General features: G+C 40.5%; 14 protein-coding genes. 11 read left to right on the forward strand and 3 right to left on the reverse strand.

The features are described 5' to 3' along the window. Positions 1-96: 96 nt before the first annotated feature. A complete protein-coding gene (locus tag O9295_RS21005) occupies positions 97-972 on the reverse strand; it encodes a glycosyltransferase family 39 protein (RefSeq protein WP_288035073.1) in 876 nt (291 codons plus the stop codon). Between the two features lie 465 nt (positions 973-1,437). Here O9295_RS21005 and O9295_RS21010 point away from each other — a divergent pair, with 465 nt between their 5' ends. The 6 genes from O9295_RS21010 to O9295_RS21035 all read left to right on the forward strand — a co-directional run bounded on the left by O9295_RS21010 (position 1,438) and on the right by O9295_RS21035 (position 6,304). Then, positions 1,438-1,560, forward strand: coding sequence for a hypothetical protein (locus O9295_RS21010; RefSeq protein ID WP_287739413.1), 123 nt, complete (start codon positions 1,438-1,440; stop codon positions 1,558-1,560). Between the two features lie 42 nt (positions 1,561-1,602). Further along, positions 1,603-1,950: a Tse2 family ADP-ribosyltransferase toxin gene (locus tag O9295_RS21015; protein ID WP_288035076.1), complete on the forward strand. Its 348-nt coding sequence runs from the start codon at positions 1,603-1,605 to the stop codon at positions 1,948-1,950. An 8-nt stretch (positions 1,951-1,958) separates the two neighbouring features. After that, on the forward strand, positions 1,959-2,303 hold the full coding sequence (locus O9295_RS21020) for a hypothetical protein (protein ID WP_125732479.1): 345 nt from the start codon (positions 1,959-1,961) through the stop codon (positions 2,301-2,303). Positions 2,304-3,112: 809 nt separating this feature from the next. Beyond that, positions 3,113-4,006: a ferritin-like domain-containing protein gene (locus tag O9295_RS21025; RefSeq protein ID WP_288035079.1), complete on the forward strand. Its 894-nt coding sequence runs from the start codon at positions 3,113-3,115 to the stop codon at positions 4,004-4,006. Positions 4,007-4,169: 163 nt separating this feature from the next. Further along, a complete protein-coding gene (locus O9295_RS21030) occupies positions 4,170-5,234 on the forward strand; it encodes a pentapeptide repeat-containing protein (RefSeq protein ID WP_288035091.1) in 1,065 nt (354 codons plus the stop codon). A 71-nt stretch (positions 5,235-5,305) separates the two neighbouring features. Then, entirely contained in the window at positions 5,306-6,304 is a 999-nt protein-coding gene (locus O9295_RS21035) for an FkbM family methyltransferase (RefSeq protein ID WP_288035081.1), read from the forward strand. 97 nt (positions 6,305-6,401) lie between these two features. Here the strand turns inward: O9295_RS21035 and O9295_RS21040 are convergent, their stop codons facing one another. Then, positions 6,402-7,154: a Uma2 family endonuclease gene (locus O9295_RS21040; RefSeq protein ID WP_288035083.1), complete on the reverse strand. Its 753-nt coding sequence runs from the start codon at positions 7,152-7,154 to the stop codon at positions 6,402-6,404. A gap of 191 nt (positions 7,155-7,345) precedes the next feature. On the opposite strand from O9295_RS21040, the gene O9295_RS21045 reads away from it, so the two are divergent. Then, positions 7,346-8,023, forward strand: coding sequence for an alpha/beta fold hydrolase (locus O9295_RS21045; RefSeq protein ID WP_079209698.1), 678 nt, complete (start codon positions 7,346-7,348; stop codon positions 8,021-8,023). A gap of 19 nt (positions 8,024-8,042) precedes the next feature. Here O9295_RS21045 and O9295_RS21050 read toward each other — a convergent pair whose 3' ends face one another. Then, positions 8,043-8,675, reverse strand: coding sequence for a response regulator (locus O9295_RS21050; RefSeq protein ID WP_002737320.1), 633 nt, complete (start codon positions 8,673-8,675; stop codon positions 8,043-8,045). Between the two features lie 454 nt (positions 8,676-9,129). Here O9295_RS21050 and O9295_RS21055 point away from each other — a divergent pair, with 454 nt between their 5' ends. From O9295_RS21055 to O9295_RS21070, 4 genes are all read left to right on the forward strand, one after another. Next, positions 9,130-11,367 carry a sensor histidine kinase gene (locus tag O9295_RS21055; protein ID WP_288035087.1) on the forward strand — a complete coding sequence of 746 codons (2,238 nt, stop codon included), beginning with the start codon at positions 9,130-9,132 and terminating at the stop codon, positions 11,365-11,367. A gap of 24 nt (positions 11,368-11,391) precedes the next feature. Then, positions 11,392-12,903, forward strand: a complete 1,512-nt coding sequence (locus O9295_RS21060) for a glycosyltransferase family 39 protein (RefSeq protein ID WP_288035089.1) — start codon at positions 11,392-11,394, stop codon at positions 12,901-12,903. A gap of 215 nt (positions 12,904-13,118) precedes the next feature. Further along, positions 13,119-13,253: a hypothetical protein gene (locus tag O9295_RS21065; RefSeq protein ID WP_255520608.1), complete on the forward strand. Its 135-nt coding sequence runs from the start codon at positions 13,119-13,121 to the stop codon at positions 13,251-13,253. A 198-nt stretch (positions 13,254-13,451) separates the two neighbouring features. Next, the gene (locus tag O9295_RS21070; RefSeq protein ID WP_002798377.1) at positions 13,452-14,453 is read left to right on the forward strand and encodes a pentapeptide repeat-containing protein; all 1,002 of its coding nucleotides are present in this window, start codon (positions 13,452-13,454) and stop codon (positions 14,451-14,453) included. Positions 14,454-15,057 lie beyond the last annotated feature (604 nt).

A 15,057-nucleotide genomic window follows, 5' to 3' on the forward strand; every position in this document is an offset into this window, starting at 1 on the left:
TCAATTGTCTATCTTTTGGTATTAACCTGTTTGTGCCTTAAGTCCTTCCCTGTATGGATTTCAGCTACTTTTGAGCGTAGGCGCTCTCATCGAATTTTATTTTAAGTTAATTATTTGCATAACAATTCCCGAAGAGCCAAAGTTATTCAACCAAGCTATCCTAGATTTGATGTCGCTCCAATCTCTAGTAATAACTAAAATCCAAGGAAGAAAGGAAACAAATAAAATGGTAGAAGCCAGTATATGGTTTAGTATTGATTTATTAAACTTAAATTTTTGAGTGACAATTACATAAACTGTTTGTGCAAAATAGACAAAGATAAAATTAACGTGTGAATAAATACCTAATGCCAGAGTTAATCCATAACCTAACCAGTTAAAATTATTGTTACTTCTCAGGCTGCGTAGTAGTGCCAAACTAGATAATATAATTGCCAACGAAAATAGACTATAAGGACGAATGTCCTGAGAATTAATCATATGGAAAGGAGAAACAGCAATTAAGCAAACTGTCATCCAACCTACTAGACTTGATGAAAATAATTCTAAAGATAACCAGTAAACTACAGGTAATAGTAATAAACCTATCAACACAGAGAAACTGCGAGTCACTAGAACTGAATTACCCCAAAATTTCATCCAGTAGCGAAATAGGATAAAGTAAAGAGGCGGACTAACATCTTGTTGAGTTAGGGCGTAAATAGTATCTTTGTTAGTTTTCTCACTGGCAAAGTCTTGATACTTGTTTAGGTCTTTAACAGTAAGAATTTGTCCATTAAAAGATTGAGAGATAAGCTCTTGGTAGGTATATCCTGAAGAACTAAGCAGAGTTCTTACATCGTCTGTTGTATAGGGTTTTTGGGATAATTCAAAAAACCTCAAAAAAATACTTAGTGAAAGAATGACGATGATTAGTAATACATTTATGCTAAAACGTTTTTTTGTTCTTAGAGATTGAGGTTTTAAACTCATATGTTGGCTCCTCTCGACTTTGTGTGATAATTTTTGCTTATGGAATCGTGAAATGCTTATCGGGCAGGACTTTTAGGGCTATTTTGCGGAAGAAACTGTCAGTATAGACCTCGTTTGCACGCAGAAACAAAACCAGAAGAGCCTCCTGTTTATTTACTTACTCTTATTTATACTGAGTTTACAGTGATCCTAGCATATACTAACTCCTAAAGCGTAACCGTTCAGGAGGGTAAAGGTATGATAGCATGAAAGCTATGGATGAGAAGCACTTAAGAGAGAAATACGGAATAGACGACGATGATTGGGAAAGAACTTCAGGGCGAGCGCATCGTTTTGTAGATTGGGACCTCGGAACGAAACCCAACACCCAACACCTAAATCTGTCTGAATGAGCGCTCGCTATTCCCCTCCTCCCATTGCTTTTTGTTGGGTTTCCTTGGGTCAACCCAACCGACGATAATTGTTATGATTACTGTAGTCCGTAGTCGTGGTCTTTTATATGCCGGATTAAAACAAACCGAAAAGGCAAAAATTAATCTACAACAAGTAGCTATATTATTCCGCCAACAGAATAATATGGCAGCTTAGGAAAAAGTGATGCAACTTTTACGGGAATTAGGGAGGTGACAAATGATAAAAACACCTGTTGATTTATACCGTAGAGGTAATGCTACATCTCCCAGAATGGATCATGTTCTTCCTAACAAAGATATTGCTATCTATGAAAATAATGGGCAAATATGGGTAAAAGAAACCCTTGCCGATGGACAAACACCTGGCGGAATTTCGACCTTTTCCGTTCAGGGAATGGGAAACAACTGGTGGAAACTAGATCGGGGGACTTCTATTCCCAGTGAGCTAGAATTAATTAATGATCGAGGTAATCACTGGTTATGGAAACCCTTATTTCCCATATCAAGAGAAACCTATCAACAAGCCTTAAGGGTAATTGGTGAATTTTTTTATCGTGTAAGTTGAGGTAAACTATGAAAACTCTATCATTTAAAGACATCCAATTTATTATCGAAGCTCTCGAAGCCCTTCTCAAAAATTATAGTGACCGTATTCAACAACTAGAAGCTCTCGAAAACTATGAAGATGAAATTTCAGACTTAAGTAATGATTCTCTATTTTTACAAGAATTAATTACTGACTTACAAAATCAACAAACACAAGAATTGGCTCTACTTGTGCCTGAATTTGATTTGAAAAAGATGCCTTTACAAACATTAATTAAACAAGGAAAAACCCTGTCAATTGAGGAAAAATTAATCTTAGTGGAATCTCTAACTTCATCAATCCGCGAAGAATATAATCTAATGCGAACCTGAAATGAGAAAGATAATGATTACTTATTTAGCCACCTTTCATAAAGTCCGTAGGTTGGGTTGAGCGAATCAACAGGTTAAAGAAAACCTCTCAATTCTAGGGGAAAGAGAAACCCAACACGGTCGCTGCCTTTTTTGCCATCTTGAGGAAATTTGACTAACTAATAGAGTTCCACCTATTAATTTTATCTTAACGGACAACAATTATAAATTTTTATTTTGATAATAAATCGGGTCAATTTTTCTTTTTGGTGATCGCCCTATAGCTGACGAGATAATTCTCTTGTACTAAACTTTGAGGTTCGCAATAGGGGTTAATTCATCATTTATTTCAAAATGAGAATTGCTGCTGGAAAACACCAAGATTTTTCTAGAGGTCTAACGGCTATGCGCTTTATCCAGCGAGCCTTTTAGTCGCTCTGTCACCCCTAGAAGTGTCAAATATTTCCTAATCAAAATAATTGCCAAAAAAATCTTTAAAACTGATGTTTTTATAGTGACTCTCCTGACAAATATCTTTTTTTCACCACCTAATTTTGTTTCCCACTTGAATCAGTTATCATACTAAATCCGTTGAGCATAGGCTACTTATGAGGACAGGCACTCATGCAATAGGCAATAGGCAAAAGGGGGAATAAATAATCATTCTTTAATAACCGGATTTAGTATCAGTTATCAGATGTAAGTTTTCACTGGTCACTGATTACCGTTTACTGATCACTGAAAAAAGCTTGCCACTTGCCGCTCCCTTGCCAGATTGGGGAAAAACTCCGTTAGAATACGGAAAGCCGTTAACAAAACGATACAAAATCATGACCGTTGCTTACCCTCGTAAATTCAAGAAGACGATGAGCGCTCGCGACATCATGAAGCGTGTCATTAGCGATCGCGAAATTCATCTTGTCACCCTCAACCGTTACCGCTACAACGAACAACGTAGCTGTAAAGACCTGACCGAACTGATCGAAACCCTAGACGGACAACCGCAAGAACTGATCCAGGACCTTTCCCACCACGTCGCCGATGAGGCCCGCCATGCCTACTGGTTAACCGATTTATTGATCGAATTGGGGGCCGATGTGGGGAAACCGCCGGGGTTGTCCTATATCGACGAATTTGAACGTCTTCTCGATCAAGACCAATTCCAAGGCGAAGAACAAAGGGAAGATAGACTGATTGCGGCCCTAGCGGCAATTAACGTCACGGAAAAACGGGGATGCGAATACTTTGCCGCCCATATCTATGCCCTCAAGGAAGGGGAACAAACCCCAGAAAATCTGAAAATTCGGGAAACGATCGCCAAAATTTTTCCTGAAGAAGCGGGTCATGTGCGTTGGGGTAATCGTTGGTTAGCCAAAATTGCCCAAAAAAGCCCCGAACATCGGCAAAAAGTCGAAAAAGCGAAGGCCAAATACTCAGCGATCGAACAGGCCGCCTATGAATCGGGTATGGATATCACCCTGGGGGCAGAATTGCGCCGCGTCGGTCATTTAATGGAAATCGCCGCCACTATGCCGCTTTGGGAACGTCCTCAATATCTGATGGAACGTTTACCCCAATCCCTTCTCGACCCGAAATTACAATTATTCCGGGTAGAAGCGGCGCAAAAAGCCTGGAATCGTGATCCACAAATGTTTATGGAACGCTTTTTACCGATGTTTTTTAATGCGGACGACAATATCGGCAAAAAAGAGAAAGTCAACTAATTTAACCTTGATTTTCAGGGGCAATCCTTCAGCGATCGCCGAAGAAATGTTCAGCGAGGATCGAGAAAATCGGCTATTGTTTTAAATAGGGGTGAGTTCTCGGCTTTAGGGCCGGAGAAACACCACTTTTTTACTGTTTATTTTGGCTTTTCTCTTTTGGATTATGCGTCTTTTAGCTGCCTTCGATCGCTATCCCGATAGTGTATCTTTAACCCTAAAACCAGTAGCCACCGACTCGCAAAAATTTGATTTATATTTAACTTTACACCTACAAGCTCAAATTCAATCTCTCCTCGGCGGGGAAATTAAATGGGGACTGAAAGGAGGAAAATTAGATTTTGTTTTAGTTAATTGTCACCTAACACCAAATCCTCTTTCTAGTCAAGAGTTATACATAAATCGTATTAATAATCATCAATGGCGGTTATCGTTCAAAAGTCCTCAGTCAATATTTACAGGAGCGATCGAAAGGATTAACCTAGGAACCGTGAGTGTTGAGGAAGAACCTTATCGTCTCACGGTGCAATTTTCGGTGACAGCTGCCGATATCTGTATCACGGAAACATCGGGATTATGGAAACACGATATAAGTCCCAATAAACATAGTATTTTAGAGCGAAAGTTAGCATTTTTCCTGATGGAAAATCAATTTGATGCTTTTTTGAGTCGTATTTCTTTGGGGTCATCGCCGGTAGAATTAGATACTGTTCTAGTTAAACCGAAACCAGCAGCATCAGAAAATTTAGAGAAATTGCCAGCACAAATCGAGGGAATTTATGCTTCTGTTAGTGATGATTTTCTCGAACTGGCCCAATTAGCTGAACTTGATCCCCTAAGGGATTTTACTGGGGCAAATCTCCTAGCAGCGGAATTAAGTGGTATATCTTTAGGTATGGCCAATCTCTATCAAGCTAATCTGCGCGGGGCCAATTTAACCGATGCTGATTTAAGCGAAATTAATGGCAGTCATGCTAGTTTCAAAGGAGCGGATTTAAGCGGAGCCTTATTAGCTAATGCCGATTTAAGTTATGCTGATTTTTACCGTTCTAGTTTGGCTTTAGCTAATTTAATCGGCTCCAATTTAGAAGGAGCTAATTTGGTTGAAGTCAACATCACTCAAGCGAATTTTAGCGGGGCAAAAGTGAAGGGGACAAAGTTTGCCGATAACGTGGGTATGACCGAGGAATTGCGGGAAACCTTACGCTTGCGCGGAGCTTTCTGCGATTAGTATCCTCCTTACCTATAGACCAGGAATATCTTAGCAATTGCCCTATTTCTCCATAGCCAGATAGAAAAAATATGCCCTTATTTACTCCAAGTCTCAAACAAAGCGGTCATCTCGATCAAATTTCGATTACCGTCTGTAATGTTGGTTCACGAAAACTTAGCACTCAAGACGATTATGGTAGCAGCGGATGGCAGATTTTTGCCCCCAATTTAACAATTTTGGGAGTAGATGCCGATGGGGATGCTTGTGAAGAAGCTAATGAAGAATTGGTCAGACGAAATATTAATTGGCAGGAAAAACATCTAGCCATTGCCCTGGCAAAATCTAAGGGAGAAAAGACTTTATATGTAACTAAACATCCGATGTGTAGTTCTCTTTATCATCCCAATGAAGATTTTTTAAACCGTTTTAACAATTTACCAGAATTTGCTAACTTAGACTTTACTTTTGACCTAGAAACCACTACTTTAGATCAATTATGTCAACAGGAAAATATCCCATCTATAGATTTTTTACAAATTGATGTGCAAGGGGCAGATTTAGATGTTTTACAGGGAGGTTTAGAGATATTATCCCGCAGTGTTTTGGGTATACAAATAGAAGTTGAATTTTCACCTCTTTATCTCGATCAACCTCTTTTTGCTGATATTGATAAGTTTTTAAGACAACAATCTTTTTCCCTATTTCATTTAGCAACTTCCCATCGAATTCGCAGTATTTCTCCTATTCAATCTCGGCGACCAGGGCAAATACTCTGGGGGGAAGCTTATTACTACAGAGACTTAATTGCCCCAGATTTATCGGCTGATTTCTTGTCTCTAAAAACCCCCGAACAAATTCTCAAACTAGCCTGTATTGCCGATGTGATGGATTTTACCGATTATGCAGTGGAGTTACTGGCTTATTTAACCGTTAATTGTGGACAAGATAAAAATTATAATTTTGCCGATAATATTATCGAAGTTTTGAGTCAATTTCCTGACTTAATTAAGCAAGGACTAGCCAATTTAGAAATTTTCCAAATTCTTAAGGATTTCCTTAGTCCCGAGGCCGAAAATTTCTGGAAATAAAGTTAAATTTTCACCGATTCTAGAGATTACCAGTTAGCTTAGGTTGGTTCAACAATTGAGGAGCGGTAAGCTGTTGACTATTAATCAAAAAAGAAGATTAGAGATTTTCCTCGGTATCTATGCCTAATTCCCGCAGTTTAGCCGCTAATTTCGCAGCTTTTTGCTTTTCTTGCTGGACTTGGCTTTCTGCCTCTAAAACCCGGTTTTCTGCCTCTAAAACCCGATTTTCTGCCTGTTGTGCCGCTTCTGCGGGAGTGGGTACTAATTCCCCTTCGGGGGTAAAATAGCGCAATGTATTGGCAGATAAACCCAAATATAAGCCTAATTGTTGACTCCAGAGCCATCCCTGGGGATTGGGGGCAATCGGTTGATATTGACCGCTAATTAGGGTAAATCCTTGAAATTCTAGGCTTTCTGGGTCAAACCAAAAATAATCGGGAGTGCGAAATATATCTTGATAAATTTGTTTTTTCTCCTCTCGGTCAACTTTGGCGGTACTATCGGAGAGAATTTCGATAATTAAATTGGGATATTTGCCCTCTTCTCGCCAAACTACCCAACTTCTGCGGTTGGGGTTGGAATTTGTCCCCAAAACGACGAAAAAATCGGGACCACGAAAGAATTCTGACTTTTTCTGGTTGGGACTGTAATAGATAGTTAAATTGCCGGCGGCAAAATAATCTTCTCGCTCGCGCCACCACCATTCTAAACACTGAATTAGTAAAATAATTTGTTGTAGATGTAGGTTACTTTCCAAGGGCGGTTCATCACTCCAAAATTGGCCTTGTGGGAAGATTATCTCAGGGTTTACATGAGACTCGACTAGGGGTAAGCTTTGAGCGATAGTCATGGTTTATCCAACAGAGATAGGTCGATAACTTATTATAAATGATTGAATATACTTTTTGGATGGTTATAGCACCGGCAATTGAGTTAAAAAGTTAAAATGGGCTTAATGGCTACAATGTAAGAATATTAATAGCTCTCTGAGAGTTAAAAAATGTTAAAAACCAGCACTTTTCGAGTTTTGTAAGAGGTCTTATGAACAGAATTAACAATATTGTTTTGGTTCACGGTTTTTGGGCCGATGGTTCTAGTTATAATCAGATAACTGCCCAGTTATTAGCCGAAGGATACGCAGCAATCGCAGTGCAAAATCCTCTCACTTCTCTAGCGGATGACGTAGCTGCTACGAAAAGAATTTTAAACCGTATCGAAGGACAATGTATTCTAGTCGGTCATTCTTGGGGGGGTACGGTAATCACAGAAGCCGGCAACGATGAAAAAGTGTCCGGTTTAGTTTACATTGCAGCGCTGGCTCCCGATGCGGGGGAGTCGATGGTAGATTTGTTTAGTGAATACGAAACCCCATCACAGTATTTTCAAGAACAAGAGGGGTTTATCTGGATTTCTCAAGAGGGAATAGAGAAGATTCTCGCCAATGATTTGCCCGCCGAAAAAGCCGCTTTAATTTATGCCACCCAAACCCCAGCAGCCGCCTCTTTACTAACAGCAAAAACCACTACAACCGCCTGGAGAAATAAGCCGAACTGGTATATTGTCTCTAGTCAAGATCAAGCCGTACCCCCAGAATTACAGTTTAATTTGGCCGAGAGAATGGGAGCAAAGACAGTGGTTTTGGCATCCGGTCACGTCCCGACTATTTCCCATGCTTCAGCGGTTTTAGAGGTGATTAGAGAAGCCTCGAATAGGGGATAAGTAAATCGCCATTTTCCCCTTAAACAATACCGGAACGTAGGGCAATTACGGCCGCTTGTACTCGGTCGTCCACGGCTAATTTATTCATAATTCCCCGCACATGGGTTTTAATCGTATTGGTACTTAAATAAAGTTGTTCGGCGATTTCAGCGTTACTTTTGCCCTCAACAATTAACTTTAAAACCTCCATTTCTCGCTCTGATAAAAGTGCTAGATTGGGATTAGGTTGCACTGCCGGCGGTTTGAGATTATCCATGACTAAACGGGCAATTTGGGGGTCTAAATAGGTGGCCCCATCCTTGGCCGCTTCAATGGCGGCCAAAAGGCGATCGAGACTGGCTCCCTTGATACAATAGGCATCAGCACCACTAGCCAGAGCTGCGATCACTTCCTGCTGGAGAGTGTGGGAAGTGAGCATGACCACATGAACATTAGCTAAACCTTCCTTAATCTGTTTAGTTGCCGCAATGCCATCGAGACGGGGTAAACCGATGTCCATGACCACTAAATCCGGCCGTAGGGATAGGGCTAATTGTACCCCCGCTAGACCATCACTAGCTTGACCAACAATCTCAAAATCCGGCTGTTCACCGAGCGCTTGTTCTAAACCTAACTGCATTAAAGGATCGTCTTCAACAATTAAAATCCGCATGATCTTTGATTCCTAACGGGAAAATGTACGGTTTTCACCCATCTGCATGAGGCAGAACTACTCCTAGTTTAGGCAATCTGGAAATAGATTAACAGTGACCAGTGACCAGTGATCAGTGACCAGTGACCAGCGACCAGTGAAAGATACTAAATTTATTGAAAATTGAGGTTCTTCGTTACTTAGTATGGTTCGATAGGGGGGCATAAATCGACTAAATCCTTATCTGGCAAGAGACTTAATTGATTAGTTCGCTCTAGAGCAAAAATAATTGACAAAAATCGCCAAATGCCTTTCTATATAAGGGTTCCATCCCTTATAACCCCCGTCCATTGCATAACAAAAACCGAAGAACCAAAATTGAAAACTTAAACCTAATAACTTAAAACTTAAACCTGATAACTGATAACTGATAACTGATAACTGATAACTGATAACTGATAACTGATAACTGAAAATGCTACGGATTTCATCAGATCGGTCTAAAATTGTGCTTGTTGCCCTGGTTTATCTGGGTGTTGGTTGGCTAGGCTATCTCTGCTTAAATTTAGGGTCGCGACCTGCCCCGATTTGGATGAGTGCTGGTATTGGCTTAACTGCTGTTTTTTTAGGGGGAAAAAGGCTAGTTTTAGGCGTTTTTATCGGGGATTTGCTTCTTACCTTCTTTTTAGGGGCCAGTTGGCCCATAGCTCTATTTTCGGCGATCGGTAGCAGTTTATCGGCTCTGTTAGGGGCGCAATTCTTGCATTATCTGAGATTTTCCGCCACTTTACAGCGCATTCGCGATATTCTTTTACTGGTATTTTTAGCGGCTTTATTAGCCTCGGCAGTTAATGCCACTATCGATACTTTTGCCCGTAGTTGGCTAAATACTTGGGATTGGCGACAATTTGGACAGTCTTGGGGCATGATCTGGCTCGGAGATAGTACAGGAATATTAATGACCACGCCGCTGCTGTTGCGTTTTTGCTTCAATCGTCACTCCCTGCGGGAACCACGACAACCCCAACGCTTTGGCGAGGCCTTACTTTGTCTGAGTTTGCTAACGGTGGTGACTTCTGTGGTTTTTGGTGATCAACCAAATTTTCTTAACCCCGATTGGAGTATGGTGCAGTACCTCGAATATCTGCCTTTTCCTTTTGTGGTTTGGGCCGCCATGCGTTTTCAGACTTGGGGAGCGGTAATAGCGAATTTTTTAGTATCTATTTTAGCTTTGATGGGATTGGCCAGGGGAATCAGTCCTTTTATCCTACAGGCTCCCGATTATACCAGAGGTGTCTTGATCTTACAAATCTTTTTAGTCATTGTCATGTCAACTTCTCTGTTTTTATCGGCGGCGATTAGCGAAAGACAACAGATCGATCGAGCTTTAAATGAAACTTTAGAAAGAGAACATTTAGTAACACAAGTTGCTTTAAAAGTCCATCAATCTTTAGATATAGATCAGGTTTTAAATACCATTGTTGAGGAAATCAGACGTTTTCTTGATGCCGATCAAGTCTATATCGGTCACTGTCAAGAGGGGGGTTGGTCTAAGGTAATCGCTGAGTCCCGTCGTCCCGATATTCCCTCGCTGATGGGTTGGTTTCCCGAACCAGAATTACTGGAAGAATTGGGACAATTATTTTCTTTAGATAAGTTAATTATTGCCGATAATACCGCTCAGGTGCAAACTCTACCCACTCTCAAGGGTTATTACGAATATCTGCAAGTTAAATCCTCTTTAGTTTTACCTCTAACGGTTAATCATCAACATTTAGGCGCTTTGGTGGTCCATCAGTATTCCCATCCTCGTCATTGGCAAAAAAGCGAGGTCAAATTACTAGAACAGTTAGCCACCCAAGTTTGTATTGCTATCGGCCAAGCGCAACTATATCAGAGGGTGCAAAGCTTGAATAATAATTTAGAACGGGAAGTGGCAGCAAGAACCCTGGAACTGCGGGAGAAAGTCCGGGAAATTCAGCGTTTATACGAAATGAAAACGGTTTTTTTACAGGCAGTATCCCACGATCTTCGCACTTCGATTATGGGATTAGTGATGTTATTAAAAAATTTCCAGTGTCGGCAAACAGAAAAAGTAACTATCTCGCGAGCAATGCTCGATCAGGTGGTGCGTAGTTGCGATCGACAATTAACTTTAATTAATGCTTTATCAGAAAATCATTTTGCTGAAGAACGGCCTTTAATCTTGCATCGTCAACCTCTATCTTTAAAAGAACAGGTGGAAATTTGGCTCAAAGATTGGCAAAAAGATTTTGATTTATATCAAGCTACTTTTATTAATCTTCTCCCCGATGACTTACCCGCTATTGATGCTGATCCTTGTCAGCTAAGAAGTGTTTTTGAACAATTATTAAATAATGCCTTAAAACATAACCCTTCACCGATTCAATTAGCTTTAGATGCTCGTATTGACCAAGATATGCTCTACTGCACTTTAAGCGATAATGGCATTGGCATGGATGAGGAACAATGTCAACATCTTTTCCATTTATATGTAAGAAATCTTCATAATCAACACCTAACGGGAATCGGTTTAGGTTCCTACCAATGTCGGCAAATAATCGAGGCTCACTCTGGGAGAATTGGGGTAAAAAGTACCCCACAGGTTGGCTCACAATTTTGGTTTACTTTACCCATTGCCTATCAAAATTCTAGATTAATTAAACCGGAGTTAGTCAACAGTAATCAGTGATTTTTTAACAGGATCAAGATAATTATGCTTACCCGTCAATCTGGGATTAGATTTGCTTTAGGTTTATTGATTATTTTCAATATTTTCTATTTTGTCCATCTCGCCTACTATAGTTATGTTTGGCACGATGAATCTTTGGTCTTACTCCATCTTTCTGGTTACACACCCGAACAGTTAATTAACTATCTGTTCGATGGACAAATTAAATCTACAGAACAACTCTGGCAATTTCAAGGGGTTAATTCCGTGAAAGGTTTTCCTGATACCTTAGCCTCTCTTTATACTAGCTCAAATTATGATCTACCTCTCTATTACAGTTTCCTCTGGTTTTTTGCAAGATTATTGGGCAATTCTTATCTAGTCTTAAGGGGATTTTCAGTAATTATTTGGTTTGGTATTTTATGGAGTTTTTACCATTTAGCTTTGACTTTATTTAAAAATAAAAACGCCGCTTTAATTGCCGCTACACTTATCTTCTTTTCCCCGCGTTTTACTGGTTATGCTCTGGGAATTTGGGAATACGGACTATATGTTTTATTTTCGATACTTTCTAGCTGGTTATTTCTCAAAGCTATTGATTCCTCGCAACCGAAAAAAGATTGGTTTTTCTATAGTTTATCCCTAATCGCTGGTTTATATACCCATGTTTTCTTTATCTTTGTTCTAGTAGTTCATAGCCTATATTTTCTGCTGCAGCTGAATTCTTTTAACTCTTTAACCAAAAAATACTATAGCATCAGCTTACTTGCTTCCCTAGGTATTTATTCAATTTGGTTAACCCAGATTTTTACCAGTCGATTTACTGTCTTTGGATGGTCAAAAGGCAGTTTACCCCTAGAGATCCTTTGGCAAAGATGGGTAAGAATGATCGCTCGTTTATTTTATAATTTTAGTTTAACCAATTCCACCATCACCCCTATTATTGAATACTGCCTAATTATCCTCGTCATCATCTCCTTTATTTATCTGGGCAAAAAAGCCGATAAAAAAGTTTTTACCCTGATCATTCTCCTGACAATTATCCCCTTTTTCTCTCTTTTAGCATGGGATCTAATCAGAGGATTTCGCTACACGGCTGTGGGCAGATTTTACTTACCAAGTTTTCTCGGTATGCTGCTGGCAGTTACCTTTTTACTAAGCAAGGGATTACAGCATCGCCAAATCTGGGCAAAAATTCTCTTAATATTATTGCTAGTTTTCGGATTAATTGCCAAAATTCCCTATCCACCGCCAGCAACTAGATATGTGGGTTATGGTAGTAATATTCCCAACGCTTATACAATGATTAATCGCAGTCAAAAACCTCTAATTATTTCAGAACATTGGTTAGATACCTTGCCCCTTATCCATACTACTGATGCTAAGACAAAGTATTTATTTGTTCCGTCGAACCCTAGAGTTTCCATCCCATCCTTAAAAAATCAATTTACCGATATTTATCTCCTCAATCCTTCCCCCAGTCTCAGACAATATTTAGATGACCAGTCTATACAATTATCCCCTACGAAAAATCCAGCCTTTTGGCGAATTGATTAAAAGCCATTAACCGCTCTTGCCAAAACAGACCACAACCTGATAGACTGAATAAACCAAGACTTCAGGGAATAGAATTGGGCAGTTCACCCCTAAGAGGGATTGACTTTTACAGAGTTTTATGCTTGCTCAACTGGAGAGTCCCCGAAATCTGGTGATGAATAGTTTTAGCCTCTTGGCTACCGGACTGACTAAGCAGACCTAACAAATTCAACTGTATGATACCGAGTCAAGACATCGGCGAGGCAGTAGATTCAGTCAGAAAAACTGACGCACAAGACTTCTCTAATTTAATGCCTAGACCTGGCTGGCAACAAGTGGCGGGTTTAGGTAGAGACTGTTTTTGGTATTGAACCCCGATTCTTTTCGTTCTTTACCGGTTTTAGTGATTGCCAATAGGGATTTTAAGCCCGTAATTGGTTAAAAATTGCTATTTATTCGCAAAAATCCCTAGTTCCTCCCTGTACTAATCCTAGAGATCGACTTCATGATCAGTAATTTTCCCCAACCAATTCTCTGGAAATCACCTTCCAGAACAATTTAGTTATTTTATGAGTAGCAATGCCTTAACCAATCGTGAACATCTAATCGAACTGTATAATCGAGGTGAACGCAACTTTGCGGAAGTCAGACTTAGCGGAGTCAATTTAAAGAGACAGTGTTTAAACCAGATTAACCTAAGTCATAGTTACTTAAAACGAGCCAATTTAGCCGAAGCTTGTTTAATTAACGCTAATTTCAAGGACGCTTCCCTCGAAGAAGTTAATTTAAGCAAAGCTTGTCTTATCGATGCTAACCTGACTAAAGCCGACCTTTCTGGGGCAAATTTGCGCCAAAGTCAACTAAGCGGCGCAATTTTGAGTAATACTGTTCTCAAAAAGGCTGATTTAAGTTCTGCCTGTTTAATTCACAGTAGCTTACTTTTTGCTCAACTGTTGAAAGCGAATCTCGAAGCCGCTAATCTCACCTCAGCCACTTTAACTCATGCCATGGCGGGGAAAGCTAACCTAAAACGGGCTATTCTCACTCGTGCTATTCTTAGCTCTGCTAATCTTAGCCATGCTAACTTAAAAGAGGCTAACCTAATTCGAGCCTATCTCTATCAAGCTAATCTGGAAAACTGCCATCTTCAATACGCCGACCTCAGCTATGCCGATTTGCGCGGGGCGGATTTACGGGGGGCGGATTTACGTTATGCTAACCTCGAAGGTGCTAATCTGACGGGAGCTAACCTCAATTGTAGCGATTTTGAGGGAGCTAACTTAACTGGAGCCGATTTAAGTAAAACTGACGCTAATAAAGCCAATTTTCGCCAAGCTAACTTAACCGGTTGTAATCTGCTCGGCGCTAATTTAGCCTCCGCTAACCTTTCCGGTGCTAATCTACACCAAGCGGGATTACTCTTGAGTTATTTAGTGGGAAGCAATCTTAAACGAGCTAATCTCAAACAAGCTAACTTAATTGGGGCGATTTTAACCGAAAATAATCTTCTTTCTGCTTCCCTCGAAGAAACTATTCTTCCTAACGGTAGTCGCGGTAATCTCCTTTCCTAATATTCCTAGAAAAACCTGGTTGTAGAGACTTTTCTGCCGAGGTTTCTATAACCGTGGGGAGTGGGGAGACCACTTCGTGCGCGTTGCGGGGGGGAGATGGGAGAATAACTAGGGTCTGCTGAAAAAGTTTTTCCTGGGGGCAGGGTGTGGGGTGTGGGGTGTGGGGTGTGGGGTTTTACCAGTTTTGAGGTGGTCAACTACCTAATTTTCAGGGAAAAAGTACCTGAATTTTCCACCGATCCCCGCAATGGCTGGCACTTTTTGAGGGGAAAAAAGTCCAAAAGTCTTATCCAACAAGGTTTTTAGATTTATTCAGCTAACCCTATTTAAACCGCTTATTCTTAGATTAGCCGAACCTCCCCCGCCCCCCCAACCCCCCCCGACATCGGGGGGGGCAAGGAGGGGTTTTGCCTCTTGCCTCTTGCCTCGTCTCAACAAGCAATTTAAATTACGAACAACTTAGCTAATTAGGGTTTGCTGAAAAAGCTTTTCGGTGGTGGCAGGGTGTGGGGTGTGGGGTGTGGGGTGTGGGGTTTTACCAGTTTTGAGGTGGTCAACTACCTAATTTTCAGGGAAAAAGTACCTGAATTTTCCCCCGATCCCC

The sequence above is a fragment of the Microcystis sp. LE18-22.4A genome (assembly GCF_027531105.1).
Taxonomy (GTDB): domain Bacteria; phylum Cyanobacteriota; class Cyanobacteriia; order Cyanobacteriales; family Microcystaceae; genus Microcystis; species Microcystis aeruginosa.

Bases quoted from the DNA above. Each gene is read 5' to 3' on its own strand.
- O9295_RS21005 (WP_288035073.1), bottom strand. From the start codon at position 972: ATGAGTTTAAAACCTCAATCTCTAAGAACAAAAAAACGTTTTAGCATA.
- O9295_RS21010 (WP_287739413.1), top strand. From the start codon at position 1,438: ATGATTACTGTAGTCCGTAGTCGTGGTCTTTTATATGCCGGATTAAAA.
- O9295_RS21015 (WP_288035076.1), top strand. From the start codon at position 1,603: ATGATAAAAACACCTGTTGATTTATACCGTAGAGGTAATGCTACATCT.
- O9295_RS21020 (WP_125732479.1), top strand. From the start codon at position 1,959: ATGAAAACTCTATCATTTAAAGACATCCAATTTATTATCGAAGCTCTC.
- O9295_RS21025 (WP_288035079.1), top strand. From the start codon at position 3,113: ATGACCGTTGCTTACCCTCGTAAATTCAAGAAGACGATGAGCGCTCGC.
- O9295_RS21030 (WP_288035091.1), top strand. From the start codon at position 4,170: ATGCGTCTTTTAGCTGCCTTCGATCGCTATCCCGATAGTGTATCTTTA.
- O9295_RS21035 (WP_288035081.1), top strand. From the start codon at position 5,306: ATGCCCTTATTTACTCCAAGTCTCAAACAAAGCGGTCATCTCGATCAA.
- O9295_RS21040 (WP_288035083.1), bottom strand. From the start codon at position 7,154: ATGACTATCGCTCAAAGCTTACCCCTAGTCGAGTCTCATGTAAACCCT.
- O9295_RS21045 (WP_079209698.1), top strand. From the start codon at position 7,346: ATGAACAGAATTAACAATATTGTTTTGGTTCACGGTTTTTGGGCCGAT.
- O9295_RS21050 (WP_002737320.1), bottom strand. From the start codon at position 8,675: ATGCGGATTTTAATTGTTGAAGACGATCCTTTAATGCAGTTAGGTTTA.
- O9295_RS21055 (WP_288035087.1), top strand. From the start codon at position 9,130: ATGCTACGGATTTCATCAGATCGGTCTAAAATTGTGCTTGTTGCCCTG.
- O9295_RS21060 (WP_288035089.1), top strand. From the start codon at position 11,392: ATGCTTACCCGTCAATCTGGGATTAGATTTGCTTTAGGTTTATTGATT.
- O9295_RS21065 (WP_255520608.1), top strand. From the start codon at position 13,119: ATGATACCGAGTCAAGACATCGGCGAGGCAGTAGATTCAGTCAGAAAA.
- O9295_RS21070 (WP_002798377.1), top strand. From the start codon at position 13,452: ATGAGTAGCAATGCCTTAACCAATCGTGAACATCTAATCGAACTGTAT.